Genomic DNA, 20,694 nt, shown 5'->3' on the forward strand with positions numbered 1-20,694 from the left:
CGCAGGCGCGAGTCTCGAGGCCGAAACGGCGAGACCAAGGGGGCCTCAACCCCGCGACGCCGCAGGCGGCGCCAAAAAACACAGCACCTTCACGAACGGGCCCCACATCCCACCGTTCACAAGCCAGCCCCACACCCCCTACCCCCACCCGTTCACGAACGGGCCCCACACCCCACCCTTCACAAACCAGCCCCATCCCCACCGTTCACAAGCAGCGCCACACCCCACCGTTCACAAACCAACCCGACACCCCACCCTTCACAAATCAAGCCCACACCCACCCTTCACAAGCAGCCCCATACCCCACCCCCTCACGGGAGGCGCCACATTCCGCCTACTTCCGGCCGCCCACCTTCGCCCCTTCTTCGAGAGTGCGCACGATCCCGACCCCTTCCCGCCGACGGGGAGAACAACTCGCTCGGGAACCCGCAAGATTTCACAACATGCCCAGAAAGGGACGGTGTCGGCACACAACACTTGGCCAACCATTCATGTTCTCGCCCGACGAGATTTTCGCAGGCGTGCCAAATTCACAGAGAACAGCGCTAGGGTGTCCGTCACGTGCGCGGTCATCGGTGACGGGTGCCGATGGTGAGCGCCTGCCCTCCGTCGCACGGTGGGATCGGAGCTGTTGATGCGCGACATCGTCGACGACCTGCTGCAGGTGTGGCGTTCGGGCCGGACCGGCGGGCTGGCCACCATCGTGCGCACGGGTGGCCAGGTGGACATTCCGGTGGGTACGGCGATTCTGGTGGATCCCGACGGCATGATCTACGGATCGATGGCGGCCACCGGGATAGAGGACACCGTCTACGAATCCACCCTGCAATCGGCTCGGACCGGACAGCGCGCTCTGCACCGGCTCCCGGTGCCCGGCGGTGAGGGCGCGGTGATCGATGTGTTCACCGAACCGTTCTCTCGCGGACATTTTCCGGAATTCCCGACCATCGCCGCCGAAATAGCCGAACATCGGCGGGTCACGCTTTTCACCGTGGTGTGGAATCCGGAGCCGGGAATGATCGGTCAGCATCTGATCACCGATAAAAGACACGCGACCGAACTGGTCTCGCTCCCGCAATCCGATATCTTCGTCGCCTCGTTCGCTCCGCCGCCACTGCTGGTGGTGTTCGGGGCCAATACCGTCGCCGCGGCGCTCTCGGCGCAGGCGCAGCTGCTGGGCTACCGGGTCGCCATCTGCGATCCCCGCCCCACCTTCGCGGTGCCGGAGTCCTTTCCCGGGGCCGAGGTTGTCTGCGACTGGCCGCACCGGTATCTGAACATGCTGGTCTCCGAGGGTGAGATCGATTCCTCGACCGGTATCGTGCTGGCCTCCCACGATCCGCAGTTCGAGATTCCGCTGCTGACCGTGGCGCTGCGACTACCCGAGATCGGCTATATCGGCGCCGTCGGCTCGCTGGTCTCCAGTGCGCGCCGCCTCGACGACCTGCGCGCGAGCGGGTTCGACGAAACGCAGCTGGCGCGGCTGCACTCCCCCGCCGGAATGGATATCGGCGCGGCCACAGCCACCGAAACAGCATTGGCGGTGACCGCGGAGATGGTGGCCGCGCGCAACGGGCGGCTGGGCCGGATCACCGTTCCGTTCCCGGCGGAGGCGGCGATCTGAGCGCGAACCCCTTCGCCCCGGACCCGGCCGAGGGCGACCGAAATCACCCCCTCGATCCCGCCCCTCGATCTTGTGCAGTGCCGACTCTCGTGGACAGTGGTTCTCGTGATCCTCACCGTGACAATGAATCCCGCCTACGATGTGACCTACCGCGTCGAGAATTTCACCCGCGGGCAGGCCCACCGGGTGCGCTCGGTGGAGCAGCGCCTCGGCGGTAAGGGCATCAACGTCACCAGAGTGCTCAACCAATTGGGCCGCTACGCCCGGGCCACCGGCTTCGCCGATCACGCCTTCGCCGCCGCGGCCGAGGCCGAGATGCCGGTGGATTTCGTACACGCGCTGCCGTGGGTCCGGCGCACCGTGGTGATCAGCGAATCCGATACCGGCACCGCGACCGCCTTGCGCGAACCGGGGGCGCGGATTTCGAATCCACACGCCTCCGAACAACTCGAAGTCCGCGTATCGGGCATGCTGACGCATATCTCCGGCCTGGTGATCGCCGGATCGCTACCCGACGGTATCGATCCCGGCCTACCCGCCCGCATTGCCCATACCGCCCTGGCCGCCGGCGTGCCGACGGTCTGTGACCTGCACGGACCGGCGCTGCGAATGGCCTCCCGGGTGCCCGGGGTGGTCCTGCTGCCCGGCCTCGACGAATTCGAATCGCTCACCCACTGCCGCCCCGAATCCCCGGAAGCGCTGGTCACCGCGACCCGGCCGCTGGTGGATCGCGGGGTGGGGGCGGTGATCATCACGCGGGGGCCGCGGGGCATGGTCGCGGTGACCCCCGACGGATCCTGGGAGGCCCGGCTGCCGGAACCGCTGAGCGGTAATCCGACCGGCGCGGGCGATCCGGTGACCGCCGCGGTGATCGCGGCCCTGGCCACCACGCAGACCCCGGATTGGCCGGCGATTCTGGTCGACGCCGTGGCCACCTCGGCCGCCTCGGTGGTCATCCCGGTGGCCGGTGAGATCGATCGGCGGCTGCGCGGCCATCTGGCCCCGACCGTGCTGATCTCCGAGCTGGAGACGCCGGGCCGGGAGCCGAGCTGACCGACGCTGTGGCCCCGTCTATTTCAGGACGTATGGGGAGACCGAACTCCGGTGTTCGCTGATATCGAGGGTTTTACCGAGCGGGGGGAAGGCGCGCTGGGGGCAGTTGGCGCGGTCGCAGACCCGGCAGCCCGCGCCGATGGGGGTGGCGTTGGCCTCCCGCAGATCGATACCGTCGGCGTACACCACCCGTGCGGCGTGCCGGATCTCGCAGCCCAGCCCGATCGCGAAGGTCTTACTGGGCTGCCCGTACCGGGTCGCGCGACGTTCGACGGTGCGCGCCACCCACAGATATTTCCGGCCGTCGGGCATCTGCGCGATCTGCGTCATGATCTTGCCGGGATAGGCGAAGGTTTCGTACACATTCCACAGCGGACAGGTACCGCCGCTGGAAGAGAAGTGGAAACCGGTGGCGGACTGCCGTTTCGACATATTGCCGGCCCGGTCCACCCGGACGAAGGAGAAGGGCACCCCGCGTAGTTCCGGCCGCTGCAAGGTGGACAGCCGGTGGCAGACGGTCTCGTAGCTCTGCGCGAAGAACGCCGACAGGCGTTCGATGTCGTAGCGGAAACCCTCGGCGACCTCGTGGAAATAGGTGTAGGGCAGCACGGTGGCGGCGGCGAAATAGTTCGCCAGGCCCAGCATGGCGAGTTTGCGCGCGTCCGGACCGGAGAAATTCCCCTCGTCCACCAGCTTGTCCAGTAATTGCCCGCATTCGAAATAGGCCAGCTCGGCGGCCAGTTTGAACAGCCGTTGCCCACCGGACAGATGCGGCGCGATCTCGAGCACCTGATTGTCCGGGTCGTACCTGTGCAGGACACCCTCGCCGAGGTCGATCCGCTCCACGATCCGCACCCCGTGGGTGCGCAGGACCTTGGGGATCTCGCTGTGCGCGTCGCCGTTGTGGAAGCGGATCCGGTTGGCCAGTTCCTCGGCGGCGGTATCGAGCTCGTGGATGTAGTTCTGCCGCTGATAGAAGTAGTCGCGTACTTCCTCGTGCGGTTTGCTGATGGTGGCGCTGCCCGCGCCGTCGGCGAATCTGTCCTCGGTGGCCGCGGCCAGCTGCGCGCTGGTGTTGCGGTAGCGGTTGTGCATATTGACCAGGGCCCGGGCCATGCTCGGATGGGCCGACACCATCTCCGCGATCTCCCGGGCGTCGGCTTCGATACCGAGCTCCTGGTCCATCACCACTTCCTGCAGTTCGGCGATGAGCCGGGTGTCGTCCTGCGGGGAGAAGAAAGTGGCCTCGACGCCGAAGACCTCGCTGATCCGCAGCAGAACCGGCACGGTGAGCGGCCGGACATCGTGCTCGATCTGATTGAGATAGCTCGCCGAAATCTCCAGTTGCTGGGCCAGTGCCACCTGGCTGAGCCCGCGTTCGGTCCGCAGTTGCCGCAACCGGGCGCCGACATAAGTCTTGGCCATATGTCCAGCTTAGGGGTCGTTCGCACGATGCGATAACCGGGTTAGCAAGAATTTCGCTTCGGGTACCGCGCCCCGGTTCAGCCGGGCCATTCGGGCGGGTCCAGATGGGACAGCACCCGCTGTAGATCCACCTCCGAGGGCATCTCGTCGGTGACTTCGGTGATCATCACCTGGATATCGGTGCGGTCGACCGGGCGATCCGGTGAATGCAGCACTTCCGCCACGATCTCCTGCACCTCCTGGTCGGTCAGCCGGCGGCGTAACAGCGCGACCAAGGGGATGTAATCGGACTCCGGAACACCCTCCGGATAACCGCGCCGCAACCAGTCGACGATCGAACGCAGCACGTTCGGGGCCATCAGCGGTCCCCGTCCGGCTGTGCGATCTCGGACAGTGGCGAGGCCAGCGGCCAGCCGCCGGCGGCCAGATGCGAGGCCACCCGGGCGATGTCCTCCGGACCCGCCTGCTCCCGGGCGTGCCGGCTGACCGCGGCCTCGACCTCGTCGTGGGTGATCTCCCGGTCCCCGCGGTCACGCACCAGCTCCTCGGCGACCAGCACCACCTCGTACTCGGTCAGGTCCCGGTGCAGTACGGCGAACAGCGCCACATAGTCCGATCGGGGCACGCCCTGCGGATACCCGGCGCGCAGCCAGGCGAGCACCCGGGCCAGCAGTCCCGAGCGCGGCGATGGCAGCTCGTCTCCGGTGGTCATCACGCCTGCCCGAACACGTGGATACCGAGCCGGTCGGCCAGGAACGCCTTCGCGACGAACAGCACCGCGGCGACCACGACCGCCAGCACGGCGATCAGGCACAGGTACGCGCCGGCCAGGGCGGCCGGGTTCCGCCGTACCGATCCGTCCGGCCCGGTCGTCACCGCGGCCGACCACAGCCGCACTCCGAGCGCGAACACCATGGGCAACCCGGCGCCCAGCACCAGCGCGGCCAGCGTCACCTCCCCCAGCGACCGCAGATTCGTCAGTACGGTATTCATTACGCCTCCTCGGATGTCGACCCGGCGACCCGTGGCTGCTGCGCGGGCGAGTTGCCGCCCGGCCCCGGGTCGGCGCCGGGGGGAGCGTTGACGTTGCCGCTGGAGACCTTGTCCCGCAGCGAACGCCGATAGATCACGGTAGCCAGCGCGATGAGCAGCGTGAAGACCACGAGCACCCCGGCCAGTCCCCCGATGTAGTAGGCGAGTGCCCAGCAGAACGCGCCGACGATACCGGCGGCGGGCAGCGTCAGCAGCCAGGCCACGACCATCCGGCCCATCACCCCCCAGCGCACCTCCGCGCCCTTACCGAGGCCCGTACCCAGGATCGCGCCGGTGACGGTCTGCGTCGTCGAGAGCGGCAGCCCGAAATGCGCGGAAGTCAGGATGATCGCCGCGGAGGCCGATTCGGCCGCCAGTCCCTGCGGGGAATCGATGTCGACGAGTTTCTTGCCGAGGGTGCGAATGATCCGCCAGCCGCCGAGATAGGTGCCGGCCGCGATCGCGAACGCGCACGCGGCCATCACCCACAGCGGCATGGTGGAGTCCGGGGACAACTCGCCGTAGGCGACCAGGGCCAGGAAGATGACGCCCATCGTCTTCTGCGCGTCGTTGGTGCCGTGTGCCAGCGACACCAGCGACGCCGAGCCGACCTGACCCCACCGGAATCCGGTGGCCACCTTGTCGGGGTCGGCGCCGCGCGTGATCCGGTACACCGACCAGGTCCCGATGGTGGAGACGAGACCGGCGACGACGGGCGCGAGCAGCGCCGGGATCACGATCTTGTTGATCACGCCGCCCTCGGCGGAGACCCACACCACCCCGTTCCAGCCCAGAGCGGCCAGGGTCGCGCCGATCAAACCGCCGAACAGCGCGTGCGAGGAACTCGACGGCAGGCCGAACAACCAGGTGAGCAGGTTCCAGAGGATGCCGCCGACCAGTCCGGCGTAGACGATGAGCAGCAGGTCGTGCCCGGAGACAGCACCGAGCCGCACGATCCCCTCGGCCACCGTCGCCGCCACGGCCACCGACAGGAACGCGCCCACCAGATTGAGGACCGCGGACAAGGTGACCGCGACTCTGGGACGCAGCGCCCCGGTAGCTATCGAGGTCGCCATGGCATTGGCTGTGTCGTGGAAACCGTTGGTGAAGTCGAAAGCCAGCGCCGTGACAATGACGACCAAGAGAATCAGCAGCTCAACTGTCACGCCATGCATTGTGCGTCATGCCCCGGTCGCCACCCGCCGGTGGGATCGTCCGGTCGCCGAAAGGTAGCGGCCACCTGCGCGTATCCGAAAGCACCCCGGGATCACGCGTGGGCGGGCTCCGGTTCCTGCCGGACCACCGCACCCGCCGTGGCCCCCATCCGCCGCGCGACGATGCCCAGGCAGGCGCAGACCACGATCACCACACCCATCGGTACCCCGGTGGCGGGCCCGCCGAGACCGACCAGCGGGGAGACCACCGCGCCCAGCGCGAACTGCAGCGCGCCCATCAGCGCCGAGGCGGAACCGGCGGCATGGCGCGCGCGACCGATCGCGAGGGCGCTGGCCGTACCCATGACCGTCGGGGTGGCGGCCACCATCACGAAGAGGACGGGCAGCACCAGCACCGCCGACGCACCGGTGGCCAGCAATACGAGCAGCACGGTCGCGGCCGTCAGGATCACCCGCTGTCCGATCCGCAGGATCGGCGCCGGACCGAATCGGCCGACGAGCCGGGAGATCACCACCCCGGCCGCCACCATGCCGGCGGCATTGGTCGCGAACACGATCGTGTAGACGCGGTTGGACATGCCGAGCACGTTCTCGATCACGAACGGCGAAGCCGAGATATAGGACATCATCCCGGCGAACCCGAGCGCGAAGGCGAAGATGTGACCGAGGTAGCCACGGTCGGAGCCGATACCGCGCAGGGTACGGAAGGTGCCGGCGGACCCGGCGCGGTGGCGCTGCTCCGGCGGTAGCGATTCCGGCACCACGACCAGCGCGCCGAGGAACATGAGCGCGAAGATCCCGCTCAGCACCCAGAACTCGGCCCGCCAGCCGGCCGTCACCAGCACACCGCCGAGCAGCGGTGCGACCACCGGGGCGATACCGCCGATGGCGGAGAACAGGGTGAAGATCCGGGCGGTGGCCGCTCCTTCGGTGCGATCGGCGCCGACCGCGCGACCGATGACCAGCCCGGCGGAGGCGGTCAGGCCCTGGACGAAACGCATGGCGACGAGCAGCCAGATGGTGGGCGCCAGCGCACAGATCACGGTGACGACGACGGTGATCGCGGTGGCCAGGACGAGTGGCCGGCGCCGGCCGTACCGATCCGAGAGCGGACCGATGAGCAACTGGCCCGCGGCAAGCCCGACGAGGAACGCGGTCAGCGTGAGCTGCACACTCGCCGCGCTGGTGTCCAGGTCGGCGGCCAGTTCGGTGAACGCCGGCAGATACATGTCGACCGCGAACGGCGCCGCCGCCGAGAGCAGTGCCAGCACCACCAGCAGCAGCCCGGAGACTCCGGGGCGCGTTCGGATCGGTAGCACGGTGCCTCCTCCTAGATACTTATTTATGCATACATAAGTTATCATGGACCGGTGAGCAGCAACTCCACCGATCTTCGCGCGCTGGACCACGCGCTGCGCGAGGTCGCGCGGGCGGTTCGTAAGGCCACCCCACGCCTCACCGGCGCCGAACCGCTCACCGACACCCAGTTCGAGGCGCTGCGCATCATCGTGCACAACCCCGGCGCCGCGGCGGGCGAACTGGCCGCACTGACCGGTACGCAGCCGAGCAATATGAGCGTGACCCTGCGCCAGCTGGGTGAATACGGTCTCATCGACCGCGAACCCGACCCCGTGGACCGCCGCTGCAGCCGGATCCGGCCCACCGATAAGGCCATCGCGCACGCCCGCGAGATGGAAGCGGTGCGCACCCAGCTCGTTCTCGACGCCCTCGGCACGCTCACTCCGGCGGATCAACGGAGTCTGACAGCGGCCATCGGCGGCCTGCGCGCACTGGCCGACGCGCTCACCGGCGCGGCGCCGCCGCGCACACCTCGCCCGGGCACCGGCTGACCGCCGCTACGCACCGGCCGGATCAGAACGCCTCTTCGGGCAGGTTCATGATGTCGGTGTCGATCGCCGCGATGATCTCCTTGGTCGCGGCGAGGGTGGGCAGCACGTTCTTCGCGAAGAAACTCGCCACCCCTACCTTGCCCGTGTAGAACGGCCGATCGCGTTCGTCCGCCGTGGCCAGTGCCGCGGTGGCGACCTCCGCCTGCACCAGCAACCGCCAGCCGATCAGCAGATCGCCCACCGCCAGCAGGAACCGCACCGAACCCAGCCCCACCTTGTACAGCTCGGTGGGGTCGGACTGGGCGGCGACGGCATAGCCGGTCAGCGATCCGGCCATCGCCTGGACATCCGCCAACGCGGTGCGCAGCAGGGCCCGCTCGGTGTCCAGCCGGCCGGTGGGCGCATCCAGGAAATCGGTGATCCGGCCGAAGATCTGTCCCGCCGCGGCGCCCTTGTCCCGGATGATCTTGCGGAAGAAGAAATCCTGGGCCTGGATGGCGGTGGTGCCCTCGTACAGCGAGTCGATCTTGGCGTCGCGGATGTACTGCTCGATCGGATAGTCCTGCAGGTAGCCCGAACCGCCCAGGGTCTGCAGCGATTCGGTCAGGTACTGATAGGCCCGCTCGGAACCGACGCCCTTGACGATGGGCAGCAGGAAATCGTCGATCCGATGCGCGGTGTCGGCGTCCACCCCGGAAACCAGTTGCGCCACATCGGCGTCCTGGTGAATCGCGGTGTAGAGGTAGACCGCGCGCATCCCCTCGGCATAGGCCTTCTGCATGGCCAGACTGCGTCGTACATCGGGATGCCGGATGATCGGAACCCGGGGCGCGGTCTTGTCGGTCATCCGGGTCAGGTCGGCGCCCTGCACCCGTTCCTTCGCGTAGGCGAGCGCGTTCAGGTAGCCGGTCGACAGGGTCCCACTGGATTTGACACCGACCATCATCCGCGCGTTCTCGATGACCTTGAACATCTGGGCGATCCCGTTGTGCGTGTCGCCGACCAGCCAGCCCACGGCGGGCTTCTCGCCACCGAAGGTGAGTTCACAGGTGGGCGAGGACTTCAGGCCCATCTTGTGTTCGACACCTGTCACGTACACGCCGTTGCGCTCGCCCAGTTCCAGGGTCTGCGGATCGAACAGGAATTTCGGTACGTAGAACAGCGACAGGCCCTTGGTACCCGGCCCCGCGCCCTCGGGCCGCGCCAGCACCAAGTGGAAGATGTTCTCCGCGGTATCGCCGACATCGGCGCCGGAGATGAAACGTTTGACACCGTCGATATGCCAGGTGCCGTCGGGCTGTTCGACCGCTTTGGCCCGGCCCGCACCGACATCCGAGCCCGCGTCGGGCTCGGTGAGCACCATGGTGCCCTGCCAGTGCCGATCGAAACCGGCCGCCGCCCAATGCTTCTGCTGTTCGGTGCCGATGCCGAACAGGACCTGTGCCATCACCGCGCCCATATCGAAGAACACCGCGGCCGGATTGGCGCAGGTGATCATCTCGCTCACCGCCCAGCACAGCGCGGCGGGGGCGGGCATCCCGCCCATCTCCTCGGGTTTGCCGAGGCGGTTCCATCCGGCTTCCCGGATGGCGTGCACGGTCTTGGTCAACGGTTCCGGGACGGTGATCGAATGGGTGTCCGGGACGAACTCCACCGGATACCGGTCGGCGGCCGCGAAGGACTCCGCCACCGGCCCCTCGGCCAAGCGCTTCACCTCCGCCAGGATCTCCCGCGCGGTATCGGTGTCCAGATCCCCGTACGCACCGGCATCGAGGATTTTGCCCAGTTCGAACACCTCGAAGAGGTTGAACTCGATATCACGCAGATTCGCCTGGTAATGACCCACGGCTGTCCTCCTGGTCGGTACGGTCGGCGGCCTGCCGACCGCATGGTTACCGGCTTTTTGACATCGTACGAACTGAAGGGTGCCGGACCCGGCGCCGGGTACGCAACCGTAGCTTCGCACCTCTGGTTCCACGTCGCCCGCCACTGTCCGGGACGGGTGCTACCGCCTCAGCAATCCGGCTGCAACGGCCAGCACTCCACCGGCCCACCAGGTGCGGGCACGGGCACCGTCGGCTCGACGGTGCTGCTGGGCGCCGCCGGTTCGGCGGCGGGACCGTCGGCGAGCAGGGAACCGGCGATGGCACCCAGCACTATCAGTACCCCCAGGACCGCGACTCCCAGTACCGCCCAGCCGATGACGTCCTGGGTATGCCCGGAATCGGGGCGCCGCCAGCCGGGCCGCGCCCGGGGTTTCCTCGGCGGCTCGGGCAGTTTGTCCTCGAAACCGGCAGCGATCAGTTCGGCGCGATCCGGCGCCCAGCCGGTGAGTGCCCGGGTGGCGGCGCAGACCCGGCCCAGCGTCCAGCGCGGTGGCCCGGGCGCGAAGTTCTCCAGGAAGATCCGCAGTTCGGTGGATTCGACCGCATTCCCCACCACCACGTCCAGGCCCGGCCGCAGTGTTTCCCGGCCGGGTCGCAGTACCACGCCCCGCATGGGCACCAGCGCCACCGCGCCGCACAGCTGTCCGGGATCGTAGGTGGCCCGTTCGAAGGTCAGCTCGACTTCCCGCACCGCGCTCTCCAACTGTCGTATCGGATTCACACCGAATTCCAGTGCCAGATCCGCGGCGGTCTCCCCCACCCGCCACGGCCGGTCCTGCGATACCGTCAGCACACCGCTCTGCCGGCTGCGGAACCCGACCACCTCGATCACCAGGACACCCTGGGGTGTCCAGATCACCGCCCCGATCTGCCGGGTTCCGCGCTGGGTGCCGATGCGCAGGTCGACGATGGCCAGGCCGGTCGTCGGCAACTGCCGCAGGCATTCCACGAATTCCTCTTCGGCCGCGGATAGTTCCGCCCGATCGTCGACCTTCACCAGCATCGTGCTCTACCTCTGCCGTGTGTCGTTGCCCCTCATGCCACCACCGACCCCCATGTCGATCATGGCCCGCCAGCCACTTTCGTACCACTCATATGACCTGCGGTTCAGGCGAATCGTGAATCAGCGCCCCGGATTCCGGGGCGCCGACACACTTCACGGCACCCGTGCGGGTGTCAGACCCATTGCACGAGCTGGTAGATGATCCCGTTCCGATCGGTCGTCTGGAAGTAGCGCTCCCCCCATTCCTCGGTCTCGACAGGAGTGACGATCGGAGCGCCCTCCTTCCGCAGGCGTGCGTATTCACTGTCGATATCGGCCACCGTGAACACCACGAGCAGCCCGTCCCCCGCCGAGCCGGCGGCGCGTTCGGGCTTGAAGGTGGACAGGCCGGTGCGCAGGTAGATGAGGTGCATCCCGGCTTCGGGGTGGGCGAGCGAGACGAAACCGTCGGCCGCCATCTGTTCGGTGAAGCCGAAATGGGTGGTGACGAACTCGGCCGAGGCGGCCGGGTCGGCGACGTTCAGCGAGATGGCGGATCCGGTGATTCGCATATGACCTCCGTTTTCCAGAAACACCGTATGGTGTACGTAGTATTTGTACCGGACCGCACCGTCGAGCGCACCGTGATCCGGCACACGCCCTGAACCGCCGGGGCCGCCCGCCGGCCTTCCCGATACCGACCGGTCGCGCCCGGCGGATCCTGCCCGGTGCGGCTAATCTCGTGCCATGCCTGACGCTGGACCCTCCGCAAAACCCACGATCGCGCTGGTCCTGGGCGGCGGCGGCCCGGTCGGTATCGCCTGGCTGAGCGGCCTCGCGATCGGCCTACGCGACGCCGGGATCGATCTGTCGCTGGCCGACCGCATCATCGGCACCTCCGCCGGAGCGATCGTCGGCTCGGCCCTCGCCTCCGGAATCGATATCGCCACGCTGCTGACCCCACGACCGCGTGACGCCGAACCGGCCCGGCACAACTACGCGCCACTGCTGGAGATCGCTTCGCTGCTGCGCGCCGTCGACCAGGATCGCGACCTGGTACTCCAGCGGGTCGGCGAACTCGCACTGGGCGCCGACGCCGGCGACCCGGCGGTGCACATCGAGCGCATCGGCTCCCTCGTCGGCTTCGCCGAATGGCCCGAGCGCGATCTGCGGATCACCGCCATCGATATCGGGTCGGGGACACTCACCGCCTGGACCCGGGGCGGAGCCGCCACCCTTGTCGAGGCGCTCGCCTCGAGTACGGCGGTGCCCGGCGTATTCCCGCCGATCGAGATAGCCGGCCGGCACTACATCGACGGCGGGGTTCGCTCCACCGTCAACGCCGATCTCGCCGTCGGCCACGATGTGATCGTGATCCTGGAACCGCTGGCGCATGTGTATCCGCGCACCCGTGCCGACCGGGAACTCGGACCGGCCCGCGAGATCTCGGTCCGTCCGGACGAGCTCGCCGCCGCCGCGTTCGGCGCCGACCTCTTCGCCGACACCGCGCTCGTCCCGGCCTACGAGTCGGGTATCCGGCAGGCGGCGGCAGCGGCGGCCGAGCTGAAAGAAGTCTGGCCCGTCGCACCGGCCGCCGGCTAGGCCCGGCTCAGATCACGCGTGGACCGCGGGCGGCGCGTAGACCGCTGCGCGCCTGACCGGCACGAGCCGTCGCCGGTTGGATGAGTGCCGCGTCCACGCCGATCCGCTGCGCGAATTCGCCGAGGCCGGGGGTCGCCCGGTCCATACTGAGCAGGTCCGCGGTCGTCGACCGGACCGCTTTGTGCTGATAGAGCTGTTCCGGGGCGACCACTTCGGCCTCGAGCAGGAGTGCCAGTGCGCGTTCGGGACTGCGACGCTGCGCCCACGCACGGGCGGTATCTATGAGCAGTCGGCCGTGGTGCCCGGGTGAGAGCCGCTCCCGGTCGATCTTCCCGGCGAGCCTGATCGCGGTGCCGGCGTCGCCGAGTTCCACCGCGACCGCGACCTCGTGCAGATCCACGGCGGTGGGACCGAATTCCGTATGGTGGTCGTCGCGGTCCACGCCGAGGCCGGCCGCTGTCGCGCGGGCGGCGGCGACCATCTCGTAGGCCTGTTCGACCTCTTCCGTGCGCGCCGCGATCAGGGCGAGTTCCAGGGTCAGCGCGCCGTACACACTCGCGGCCTGCGGCACCCCCCGACCGATGAGCTCCTCGAGTGCCTCGCGCGCCGTTTCCGCGGTATGTTTCGCCTGGTCGAGGCGGTGTGAACGGTGGAACACGAGCACGAGACGAAAAGCGCCCGCCGCCACCAGGACCGGGTCCGCCGCATGCTGAGCCGCGGTGATCGCCCGCTCGGCGGCGACCCAGGCGGCGTCGAACTGCTGTAGATCGGCGAGTGCGACGGCGTAGGCCTGACAGGTGTGGGCGAGCAGGGCCTCGGCGCGGCGGGAGCCGGCGTGCACGGTCGCCGCGGCCAGTTCGGGAAGCAGCGATTCGAGCAGCTCCAGCAGCTCGCTGTAGTGGCCCAGCCGGGTGTACGTCCACGCCGCGTCGGCGCTGTCGGCGAGGCGGTCGATATCCGAACCGGCGCCCGCACCGGCGGCCATCGCCCGCAGGGCGTGGTTACCGGTGAGCAGTAACCGTAGCCGGACCGCGTCGGCCGGGATCTGTTCGGCCTGCGCCGTGGGCGCCGACGGCGCCAGCTCGGCGACGGGCATCTCGAGGACGTCGGCGATCCGTTCGAGCACATCGAGCGCCTTGACCGGGCGCACGCCGCGCTCCACCTGCGAGACCCAGGCTTCCGACCGTTTGATGAGCGGCGCGAAGTCGCGCTGCGACAGACCTTTTCGCGCCCGGTAATAGGCTATCTTGCGGCCGATCCCGGAATCGTGCTCCGCCATCAGCCGAGCGCACCCGCGACCGGACCGGGCCGGGCGACGGACCGGTGGAACGCGCGCCGCCGGGCCCCCGGCGCCGAGTCGTGTACCGCCGCGCCCATCGGATCATGCATATCGAAGCGGGGCACCAGTTCTTGCATATCTGGCTCCTTCGTTGCGACTCCGGCTTGTTGACCGATCGTAGGACTACAAGCTCTCCACAAATTGCTAACCAGTATTTCGCTACCACTGGAGTAGCGAATTGATCCATTGCCTGCCCGAGCCGGGCGCAGTCGCCTCGGACCGGACCGCGCGCGGGTCCGGTGATAACGAATTCGGCTGCGGAATCCCACCCCGCGATCCGCCCGCCACTTTATCCCGCCGAGCGTCCGGATAAACACGGCCGATTTCCCGGCCCGCGGCCGCGCCGCCGGTCCGAAACCGTTGCCGCAACCGCCTTTCCGCCCCCGGGCCCGCACCCGACACGCCCCGCCTGGCGCCACCGGCAGTGTCACGCTAATATAAGTTAAAACTTATAAAGGGAGGAAGACATGAGCCTACTCAGCGACCCCGCTGCCATCGCAGGACTGGTCACCCGGGAGGTCCGCACCGCGGAACGACAGGGAGCGGTCACCCGGATCGCGGTGGCGCGGCGCACTTACGCCACCGACCCGGACGATCTGTGGGAGGCACTCACCGATATCGCACGGATTCCACGCTGGTTCCTGCCGATCACCGGCGAGTTGACTGTCGGCGGCCGGTACCAGCTCGAAGGAAATGCCGGCGGTGTGGTCGAAGAATGTGAACGACCGAAACGGTTCGCGGTGACCTGGGAGATGGGTCCCATGGTTTCCTGGCTCGAAATCCGGCTCGAACCCGGCACGTCCGGCACCACCCTGGAATTGGTGCACGAAGCACCGGTCGATCCGGATATGTGGAAACAATTCGGCCCCGGCGCGGTGGGTGTCGGCTGGGACCTGGCCCTCATGGGCCTGGGCCTGCATCTGGACACGGGCGCGGCAGTCGACCCGGCGGTCGCGCTGGAATTCCCGGCCACCGCCGAGGGACTGGAATTCGTCCGCACCGCGGCGACCGGTTGGGCGGAGGCGGCGATCGCCGACGGTGACGACCCGGCGCAGGCCCACGCGAGCGCCGCGGCGACCACCGGCTTCTACACCGTCGCCCCAGAGGAGGAGGAACAGTCCTGATGAGCCGGCCATCCCCGGCCCGCGTGTTCGAGGCTCTCGGCGACCCGGTACGCCGCGCGATACTGCAGCTGGTGGCCGGCGGTGAACGGTCCGCCGGCGCCCTCGTCGAGGAGATCCGCGGACACACCCCGATATCGCAGCCCGCGGTATCCCAGCATCTCAAGGTCTTACGGGAAGCCGGACTGGTCCGCGTGCGCTCGGAAGCCAACCGCCGGTTCTACGCGCTGGACCCCGACGGGCCCGCCGCCGCCCGGGAGTGGCTCGCCGAACTCGTGGATCCGCTGGCCGGATTCGCCCAGCCCCTCGACGCCCTCGCGACCGAGGTCGCGCGCGGCAAACGCGAACGCCGCGGAAAGAACACCGGCACAGGAGCCGATCGGACGAATCGCACCGCGTGATGGTCGCGTCGACTCCGCCACGGCAGCCTGTCCAGGTCGTCGCCCGATCGGCAACGCTTCTCACCTGTCGGCTACCCGGCCGTGCGGGAAGCGCAGGTAGCCGAAGCCGGAGAAGCACTGCGAGCCGGACCCGCCATCGCGGACCTTTCTCGAGCCGCTCCGGAGGTCGGCAGTGCAGTCCTGCCTCGGCAGCCTGCTCCGTGACGAACGCTGCGTCCGGTCGCCGGATCGGGCGCGGCGTCCGCGGCTCCGAGAAGGGCGTGATCGAGCCCGAGTCGTGGTCGGTTCGGTGAGTAATCGGGTGTGTCGAGCACGCCCGGCGTTCAGGATGGGGATGTGCATGATTCCCTACCCGGCCCGGTTTTCGACGTGATCGCCGTGCTCGACGGCACCGTGGACCTACGTTCCTACCCGCGCCGGAATCTCGCTCTCAGCTCGCGTCCTCGGGTGGAGTACCGAAAGATCGGCGGCAGCACGTCCGTCCTCTTCGAACCCGTCGTCCACCTGCTCAATGGCATCGAACTGCTCGAATCCCAAGGGTGGGAGCTGGTCAGCGTGGTCGAACGGAGTGTCGACAGCAAGACCACCAAGGAGTGTTGCCTGGTGGCCTTCATGCGCCGCCGCTGACGCAGACCGATCCACCACACCTGACACCGCTCGAGGTCTGCGGCGCACTCCTACACAGGCCGCCCGGCACCTGATATACATCTGGGATGCGAAAGTGGGTGGGAGGATCGGCGATCGCCGTGGTGACGGTACTGATCGTCGCGGTCGGCGGTTATTTCCTGATGAACTCGCGGACCTACCAGCTGGCCGGGCGGCTGGTGGACCGCGTGGAAACCAGCGAGAAAGTGGTGGCCCTGACGCTGGACGACGGGCCGTCCGAGCGCGCCCCCGAGGTGCTCGATCTGCTGGCCACCGCCGGTATCCCCGCCACCTTCTATCTCAACGGCCGCGATCTGGCCGCCCGCCCCGACCTGGGCCGGGCGATCGTGGCGGCCGGTCACGAGATGGGCAACCACACCTACACCCATCGGCGGATGGTGCTGGTCTCCTCCGACACAGTCGCCGACGAGGTGGAACGTACCGATACGGAGATACGGGCCACCGGTTACCAGGGTGACATCACCTTCCGGCCGCCCTACGGCAAGAAATTGTGGAATCTGCCGAACTACCTCGCCGACCACGACCGCACCACGGTCACCTGGGATGTCGAACCCGAGGACGGCAACACCTCCACCCAGGACATCGTCGACGCCACCGTCGATCAGGTACGCCCGGGGTCGATCATCCTGCTGCACACCATGTACGCCTCCCGGGCGGCCTCGCGCGCGGCCATCGTCCCGATCGCCGCGAAACTGCACGCCCAGGGATACCGGTTCGTCACGGTCTCCGAACTGCTCGATCACGGCGATTCGGCCCGCTCGTGACACCCGCTCCGGAAAGCCGTCTGTTCGAGCGGCACACCGGCGGGTAGGTTCGGGGAGCATCGCCGCGCCCCGGGCCCGGAGCGCGGCACCGTGAACGTAGGACAGACCCACCGGAGAGGGCGATGTGATGGTTTCGCAGGAGCGACCACGGATAACCCCCGGCCGCCTCCGCGAGCTGGGCCCGGTCAACTGGGCGGCCTGGCAGGTGCTCTCGCGGGCCTCGGGTACCGCCGACGCGCAGCTGTTCAGCACGCTGGGCCGGTCCGGACGGCTGTTCCGCGGCTGGCTGCACTTCTCCGGAACGCTGATGCCGGGTGGCCGGCTGCGCCGGCACGACACCGAACTGGTCATCCTGCGCGTAGCCCATCTGCGCGACTGCGCGTACGAGACCGACCACCATATCCGCCTGGGCCGGCGGGCGGGGGTGACACCGGAGATCCTGGAGCGGATCCGGGCCGGAGCCGACGCCGACGGCTGGACCGACAAACACCGTGCCCTGCTCACCGCGGTCGATCAACTGGTCCGCACCCGGGATATCGACGATGCCGCCTGGGCGCACCTGTCCACCTACTACGACGACCGCCGCCTGATCGAAATCGTGCTGCTGGTCAATCAATACGAGGGCTTGGCCGCCACCATCACCACGCTCCGCATCCGTCGCGACGATTTCTGATCACCCGCGTCACCCGGCTGCCGCAGGCGTGTGGACCTCCTGCTCGTGCCGGGCGACCACCACACCGCCCGGTCCGTCAACACCCACGGTGGGCGAGAACCCGTTCGCCGCGGACACGACCTCACGTCGTCGGGTGCGGTTACCGGCCACCGGTGAAAGCGTCGGCGGGGACGAATACCTCGTGCCCGGAGTCGAGGCGGATCGCCACTCCCGCCGGGCTCCAACGCGCCGACGCGAGTTCGGGGTCGCGATTGCCCAGGATCTCGAAGTACACCGGGTGGCCGTACCCCATACCGGGATCCCGGCCGACCACGATCACATCCGGTAGCCGCCGGTGCAGCAGTAGGCTCTCCCGGCGCAGCAGGCCCGCGTAATAGGTGGAACCGTCGTACTCGACGGTGGCCGGCTGGGTTTCGGTGCGCAACACCTCGGTGCGCACCATCCGGGTGTCGACGAAGACGGCGATCACCAGGAGTACGAACAGCAGCAGGGCCGCGGCCACGCCGAGAACCAGGCGTATCCCGAGTATCCGGGCTCGGGCGGGTGGCGGTTCCGGGCTCACCGCCGGAATATATCCCGGAATCATCCACCGCGAGCGGCCCGGCTCGTCCGGCCCCGCCGCGCTGCCCGCGCCGGCGAACGGTGCCACCGAGGAAACCGTGCCGGGCACCGGGCGCGTAGGAAACGGCCCACCCATGTCTCGAACGCCGCCGGGAACCTGCCGCCGGGTCGACCGCGGCGCCGGGTGATCACATCCGGCCGTCTGTCCACGGCCATCCACGAACACCGCACGCGGGAAATCGCCCGGTAGGTTGTCCGGACACGAACCGACCCGGCACCGTGGCGGGCACGACACCGGGTCGGGGAACGAGCGGATCCGAGCGGATCAGAAATTGATCATGTGCCCGGCCAGGCCGTGGATGGCCTCCTGCAGCGCCTCGCTGAGCGTCGGGTGCGTGTGCACATTGCGAGCCAGCTCGTTGACCGTGAGATCCCACTTCTGGGCCAGGGTCAGTTCGGGCAGCAGTTCGGAGACATCCGGGCCGATGAGGTGGCCGCCGATGAGCTCGCCGTACTTGTTGTCCGAGATCAGCTTGACGAAACCGGTGGCGTCGCCGAGTCCGTGCGCTTTGCCGTTGGCGGTGAACGGGAAGGTGGCGACCTTCACGTCGTAGCCCTCGTCGCGCGCCTGCTGCTCGGTGAGACCGAAGCTGGCGACCTGCGGCTGGCAGAAGGTGGCGCGCGGCATCATCCGGTAGTCGCCCAGGGGCAGCGTCTCCGCGCCACCGATGGTCTCGGCCGCGACCACGCCCTGCGCCTCCGCGACATGCGCGAGCTGCAGCTTGGCGGTGACATCGCCGATGGCATAGATATGCGGCACATTGGTGCGCATATTGTCGTCGATGGCGATGGCGCCGCGGTCGGTGAGCGCCACGCCGGTGTTCTCCAGGCCGTAGCCCTCGACCCGGGGCGCGAAACCGACGGCCTGCAGCACCTTGTCCACGGTCACGGTCTCGACCGAGCCGGATTTGTTGTCCTTGATCGCGACGGTGACCTTGGACCCGTCGTCGTCGATGGACTGCACGGCGGCACCGGTGGTGATGGTGATACCGAGCTTCTTGTACGCCTTGGTGATCTCCTTGGAGACGTCGGCGTCCTCGTTGGGCAGCGCCCGGTCCAGGAATTCCACGATGCGCACGTCCACGCCGTAGTTGCGCAGGACGTAGCCGAACTCCATACCGATGGCGCCGGCGCCGACGATCAGGATCGAACCCGGCAGGTCGCGGGTGAGGATCTGCTCCTCGTAGGTGACGACGTTCTTGCTCAGGGAGGTGCCCGGCAGCAGTTTGGTGTTGGTGCCGGTGGCGATGATGACGTTGTCGAAGGTGATCGACTCCGTACCGCCCTTGCTGAGCTCGACCGAGAGCGCGTTGGGGCCGGTGAACGAACCCTTGCCGTCGTACTCGGTGATCTTGTTCTTCTTCATCAGGAAATGGACGCCCTTGACCCGGCCGTCCGCGACCTTACGGCTGCGATCGAAGGCCGCTCCGAAATCGAAGGTCGCCTCCCCGCTGATACCGAAGGTTTTCGCTTCCTTGGTGAAGATATGGGCGAGCTCGGCGTTGCGCAGCAGCGCCTTGGACGGGATGCAGCCCACGTTCAGGCATACGCCACCCCAGTATTTCTGCTCGACGATCGCTGTTCGCAGGCCGAGTTGAGCGGCGCGGATCGCGGCGACGTAACCGCCGGGACCAGCACCGAGAACGACGACATCGTAGTGGGAAGTCACGGTGTCGAGCCTAACTCTCCCGGCCGGGGCCGGGGCCACCCGCCCGCCTCCCGCCGTTGAGCACACCGGTGCCGCGCCGACGGCGCCTCCGGGCCCTGACGGGCCGCGACGGTGCTATGGCTGCCGAGCGGGCCCCTGCCGGGCCGTCCCGGGTGTGCGCATGGTCATCTGGACGGCGACGGCGCAACCGATCAGCACGACCGCCACCCCGCCGGCCACGTATCCGATCCCGTCGAGCGCCCACCCGCCCGCCACCATTCCCGCCGGGACACCCGCGGCGCCGAGGAAACCCTCCACCGAGCTGAACACACCGAGTTCCTCGGTCGGCAGTTCGGCCTGGATCAGCGATTGCCAGACGGTACCGGTGATCGAGACCGCGAAACCGGCGATCGTGCAACCGGCGAACAGCAAGACCGGCCCGCTCACCTCCAGGCCGTATCCGGTCAGGACGGCCGGCTCGAAAACGACAGCGGCGGCCAGGTCGGCGAATGCCGGGCGCCGGCCGCATCGCGCGGCACCGGCGATGACCACCAGCGACCCGGCCAGGGCGGCCAGGGCCATACCGCCGGCAGCGCCGCGGCCGCTGCCGGGCCGATGAGCACACTGGTATCGGTGACCAGGGTGATCAGGGCATTCGCCCGGGTCAGTTCGGGTCCGGCCACCGCCTGGGGCAGGACGGTGGCGAGTGCGGGGGCGTAGAAAGCGGTGGCCGCGCCCACGAATATCGCCTCGAAGGCGCGCACCGGCGACGGCCGCGGCGTGCGGCGGAGCCCGGTGCGGAATGCGTTCGCTGCCATACCTTCCGGATCAT

At 68.3% G+C, this 20,694-nt stretch carries 24 protein-coding genes; 9 read left to right on the forward strand and 15 right to left on the reverse strand.

Features of this window, described 5'->3' with window-relative positions; translation table 11 throughout:
• The first annotated feature begins 634 nt into the window (after positions 1–634).
• Together ABZV91_RS15395 and ABZV91_RS15400 are read left to right on the forward strand one after the other, a co-directional pair.
• Positions 635–1,624, forward strand: coding sequence for an XdhC family protein (locus ABZV91_RS15395; RefSeq protein ID WP_355241177.1), 990 nt, complete (start codon positions 635–637; stop codon positions 1,622–1,624).
• A 105-nt stretch (positions 1,625–1,729) separates the two neighbouring features.
• Complete coding sequence (locus ABZV91_RS15400) at positions 1,730–2,677, forward strand: hexose kinase (RefSeq protein ID WP_355241180.1); 948 nt, start codon at positions 1,730–1,732, stop codon at positions 2,675–2,677.
• A gap of 18 nt (positions 2,678–2,695) precedes the next feature.
• Here ABZV91_RS15400 and ramB read toward each other — a convergent pair whose 3' ends face one another.
• From ramB to ABZV91_RS15430, 6 genes are all read right to left on the reverse strand, one after another.
• Positions 2,696–4,102 carry an acetate metabolism transcriptional regulator RamB gene (ramB, locus tag ABZV91_RS15405; protein WP_355241183.1) on the reverse strand — a complete coding sequence of 469 codons (1,407 nt, stop codon included), beginning with the start codon at positions 4,100–4,102 and terminating at the stop codon, positions 2,696–2,698.
• A gap of 77 nt (positions 4,103–4,179) precedes the next feature.
• Positions 4,180–4,461 carry a DUF3349 domain-containing protein gene (locus ABZV91_RS15410; protein WP_355241186.1) on the reverse strand — a complete coding sequence of 94 codons (282 nt, stop codon included), beginning with the start codon at positions 4,459–4,461 and terminating at the stop codon, positions 4,180–4,182.
• Entirely contained in the window at positions 4,461–4,814 is a 354-nt protein-coding gene (locus ABZV91_RS15415; RefSeq protein ID WP_355241189.1) for a DUF3349 domain-containing protein, read from the reverse strand. Before ABZV91_RS15415 ends, ABZV91_RS15410 begins: the two co-directional genes overlap by 1 nt.
• The gene (locus ABZV91_RS15420) at positions 4,814–5,095 is read right to left on the reverse strand and encodes a hypothetical protein (RefSeq protein ID WP_355241192.1); all 282 of its coding nucleotides are present in this window, start codon (positions 5,093–5,095) and stop codon (positions 4,814–4,816) included. The genes ABZV91_RS15415 and ABZV91_RS15420 overlap by 1 nt, the downstream gene beginning before the upstream one ends.
• Positions 5,095–6,300: an inorganic phosphate transporter gene (locus tag ABZV91_RS15425; protein WP_355241195.1), complete on the reverse strand. Its 1,206-nt coding sequence runs from the start codon at positions 6,298–6,300 to the stop codon at positions 5,095–5,097. The genes ABZV91_RS15420 and ABZV91_RS15425 overlap by 1 nt, the downstream gene beginning before the upstream one ends.
• Positions 6,301–6,401: 101 nt before the next feature.
• On the reverse strand, positions 6,402–7,628 hold the full coding sequence (locus tag ABZV91_RS15430) for a multidrug effflux MFS transporter (protein WP_355241198.1): 1,227 nt from the start codon (positions 7,626–7,628) through the stop codon (positions 6,402–6,404).
• Positions 7,629–7,679: 51 nt separating this feature from the next.
• Here ABZV91_RS15430 and ABZV91_RS15435 point away from each other — a divergent pair, with 51 nt between their 5' ends.
• Positions 7,680–8,159 (forward strand): MarR family transcriptional regulator, encoded by a 480-nt coding sequence (locus ABZV91_RS15435; protein WP_355241201.1) that lies wholly within the window; start codon positions 7,680–7,682, stop codon positions 8,157–8,159.
• A 22-nt stretch (positions 8,160–8,181) separates the two neighbouring features.
• Here ABZV91_RS15435 and ABZV91_RS15440 read toward each other — a convergent pair whose 3' ends face one another.
• The 3 genes from ABZV91_RS15440 to ABZV91_RS15450 form a co-directional block, all read right to left on the reverse strand.
• Positions 8,182–10,005 (reverse strand): acyl-CoA dehydrogenase, encoded by a 1,824-nt coding sequence (locus ABZV91_RS15440; RefSeq protein WP_355241204.1) that lies wholly within the window; start codon positions 10,003–10,005, stop codon positions 8,182–8,184.
• 167 nt (positions 10,006–10,172) lie between these two features.
• The gene (locus tag ABZV91_RS15445; protein WP_355241207.1) at positions 10,173–11,048 is read right to left on the reverse strand and encodes a nuclease-related domain-containing protein; all 876 of its coding nucleotides are present in this window, start codon (positions 11,046–11,048) and stop codon (positions 10,173–10,175) included.
• Positions 11,049–11,221: 173 nt separating this feature from the next.
• On the reverse strand, positions 11,222–11,599 hold the full coding sequence (locus tag ABZV91_RS15450; protein ID WP_355241210.1) for a VOC family protein: 378 nt from the start codon (positions 11,597–11,599) through the stop codon (positions 11,222–11,224).
• A 175-nt stretch (positions 11,600–11,774) separates the two neighbouring features.
• Here ABZV91_RS15450 and ABZV91_RS15455 point away from each other — a divergent pair, with 175 nt between their 5' ends.
• A complete protein-coding gene (locus tag ABZV91_RS15455; protein WP_355241213.1) occupies positions 11,775–12,629 on the forward strand; it encodes a patatin-like phospholipase family protein in 855 nt (284 codons plus the stop codon).
• Between the two features lie 7 nt (positions 12,630–12,636).
• On the opposite strand, the gene ABZV91_RS15460 is transcribed toward ABZV91_RS15455, so the two are convergent.
• On the reverse strand, positions 12,637–13,908 hold the full coding sequence (locus ABZV91_RS15460; protein WP_355241216.1) for a helix-turn-helix transcriptional regulator: 1,272 nt from the start codon (positions 13,906–13,908) through the stop codon (positions 12,637–12,639).
• Entirely contained in the window at positions 13,908–14,045 is a 138-nt protein-coding gene (locus ABZV91_RS15465; protein WP_355241219.1) for a hypothetical protein, read from the reverse strand. The genes ABZV91_RS15460 and ABZV91_RS15465 overlap by 1 nt, the downstream gene beginning before the upstream one ends.
• A gap of 390 nt (positions 14,046–14,435) precedes the next feature.
• Here ABZV91_RS15465 and ABZV91_RS15470 point away from each other — a divergent pair, with 390 nt between their 5' ends.
• From ABZV91_RS15470 to ABZV91_RS15490, 5 genes are all read left to right on the forward strand, one after another.
• On the forward strand, positions 14,436–15,092 hold the full coding sequence (locus tag ABZV91_RS15470) for an SRPBCC family protein (RefSeq protein WP_355241221.1): 657 nt from the start codon (positions 14,436–14,438) through the stop codon (positions 15,090–15,092).
• Positions 15,092–15,490 (forward strand): metalloregulator ArsR/SmtB family transcription factor, encoded by a 399-nt coding sequence (locus tag ABZV91_RS15475; RefSeq protein WP_355241224.1) that lies wholly within the window; start codon positions 15,092–15,094, stop codon positions 15,488–15,490. The genes ABZV91_RS15470 and ABZV91_RS15475 overlap by 1 nt, the downstream gene beginning before the upstream one ends.
• Before the next feature lie 336 nt (positions 15,491–15,826).
• The gene (locus ABZV91_RS15480) at positions 15,827–16,117 is read left to right on the forward strand and encodes a hypothetical protein (protein ID WP_355241227.1); all 291 of its coding nucleotides are present in this window, start codon (positions 15,827–15,829) and stop codon (positions 16,115–16,117) included.
• Positions 16,118–16,203: 86 nt separating this feature from the next.
• Positions 16,204–16,920, forward strand: coding sequence for a polysaccharide deacetylase family protein (locus ABZV91_RS15485; RefSeq protein ID WP_355241230.1), 717 nt, complete (start codon positions 16,204–16,206; stop codon positions 16,918–16,920).
• Between the two features lie 127 nt (positions 16,921–17,047).
• Complete coding sequence (locus tag ABZV91_RS15490; protein WP_355241358.1) at positions 17,048–17,593, forward strand: carboxymuconolactone decarboxylase family protein; 546 nt, start codon at positions 17,048–17,050, stop codon at positions 17,591–17,593.
• A gap of 139 nt (positions 17,594–17,732) precedes the next feature.
• Here ABZV91_RS15490 and ABZV91_RS15495 read toward each other — a convergent pair whose 3' ends face one another.
• The 4 genes from ABZV91_RS15495 to ABZV91_RS15510 form a co-directional block, all read right to left on the reverse strand.
• Positions 17,733–18,155: a hypothetical protein gene (locus ABZV91_RS15495; RefSeq protein WP_355241233.1), complete on the reverse strand. Its 423-nt coding sequence runs from the start codon at positions 18,153–18,155 to the stop codon at positions 17,733–17,735.
• Positions 18,156–18,479: 324 nt separating this feature from the next.
• Entirely contained in the window at positions 18,480–19,883 is a 1,404-nt protein-coding gene (gene lpdA, locus ABZV91_RS15500) for a dihydrolipoyl dehydrogenase (protein WP_355241235.1), read from the reverse strand.
• A gap of 114 nt (positions 19,884–19,997) precedes the next feature.
• On the reverse strand, positions 19,998–20,309 hold the full coding sequence (locus ABZV91_RS15505) for a hypothetical protein (RefSeq protein ID WP_355241238.1): 312 nt from the start codon (positions 20,307–20,309) through the stop codon (positions 19,998–20,000).
• 17 nt (positions 20,310–20,326) lie between these two features.
• On the reverse strand, positions 20,327–20,680 hold the full coding sequence (locus tag ABZV91_RS15510) for a hypothetical protein (protein ID WP_355241240.1): 354 nt from the start codon (positions 20,678–20,680) through the stop codon (positions 20,327–20,329).
• Between the last annotated feature and the right edge of the window lie 14 nt (positions 20,681–20,694).

The sequence above is a fragment of the Nocardia sp. NPDC004568 genome (assembly GCF_040609955.1).
Lineage (GTDB): Bacteria > Actinomycetota > Actinomycetes > Mycobacteriales > Mycobacteriaceae > Nocardia.

Bases quoted from the DNA above. Each gene is read 5' to 3' on its own strand.
- ramB (WP_355241183.1), bottom strand. From the start codon at position 4,102: ATGGCCAAGACTTATGTCGGCGCCCGGTTGCGGCAACTGCGGACCGAA.
- ABZV91_RS15415 (WP_355241189.1), bottom strand. From the start codon at position 4,814: ATGACCACCGGAGACGAGCTGCCATCGCCGCGCTCGGGACTGCTGGCC.
- ABZV91_RS15460 (WP_355241216.1), bottom strand. From the start codon at position 13,908: ATGGCGGAGCACGATTCCGGGATCGGCCGCAAGATAGCCTATTACCGG.
- ABZV91_RS15455 (WP_355241213.1), top strand. From the start codon at position 11,775: ATGCCTGACGCTGGACCCTCCGCAAAACCCACGATCGCGCTGGTCCTG.
- ABZV91_RS15470 (WP_355241221.1), top strand. From the start codon at position 14,436: ATGAGCCTACTCAGCGACCCCGCTGCCATCGCAGGACTGGTCACCCGG.
- ABZV91_RS15485 (WP_355241230.1), top strand. From the start codon at position 16,204: ATGCGAAAGTGGGTGGGAGGATCGGCGATCGCCGTGGTGACGGTACTG.
- ABZV91_RS15420 (WP_355241192.1), bottom strand. From the start codon at position 5,095: ATGAATACCGTACTGACGAATCTGCGGTCGCTGGGGGAGGTGACGCTG.
- ABZV91_RS15395 (WP_355241177.1), top strand. From the start codon at position 635: ATGCGCGACATCGTCGACGACCTGCTGCAGGTGTGGCGTTCGGGCCGG.
- ABZV91_RS15410 (WP_355241186.1), bottom strand. From the start codon at position 4,461: ATGGCCCCGAACGTGCTGCGTTCGATCGTCGACTGGTTGCGGCGCGGT.
- ABZV91_RS15490 (WP_355241358.1), top strand. From the start codon at position 17,048: ATGGTTTCGCAGGAGCGACCACGGATAACCCCCGGCCGCCTCCGCGAG.
- ABZV91_RS15445 (WP_355241207.1), bottom strand. From the start codon at position 11,048: ATGCTGGTGAAGGTCGACGATCGGGCGGAACTATCCGCGGCCGAAGAG.
- ABZV91_RS15510 (WP_355241240.1), bottom strand. From the start codon at position 20,680: ATGGCAGCGAACGCATTCCGCACCGGGCTCCGCCGCACGCCGCGGCCG.
- ABZV91_RS15475 (WP_355241224.1), top strand. From the start codon at position 15,092: ATGAGCCGGCCATCCCCGGCCCGCGTGTTCGAGGCTCTCGGCGACCCG.
- ABZV91_RS15465 (WP_355241219.1), bottom strand. From the start codon at position 14,045: ATGCAAGAACTGGTGCCCCGCTTCGATATGCATGATCCGATGGGCGCG.
- ABZV91_RS15450 (WP_355241210.1), bottom strand. From the start codon at position 11,599: ATGCGAATCACCGGATCCGCCATCTCGCTGAACGTCGCCGACCCGGCC.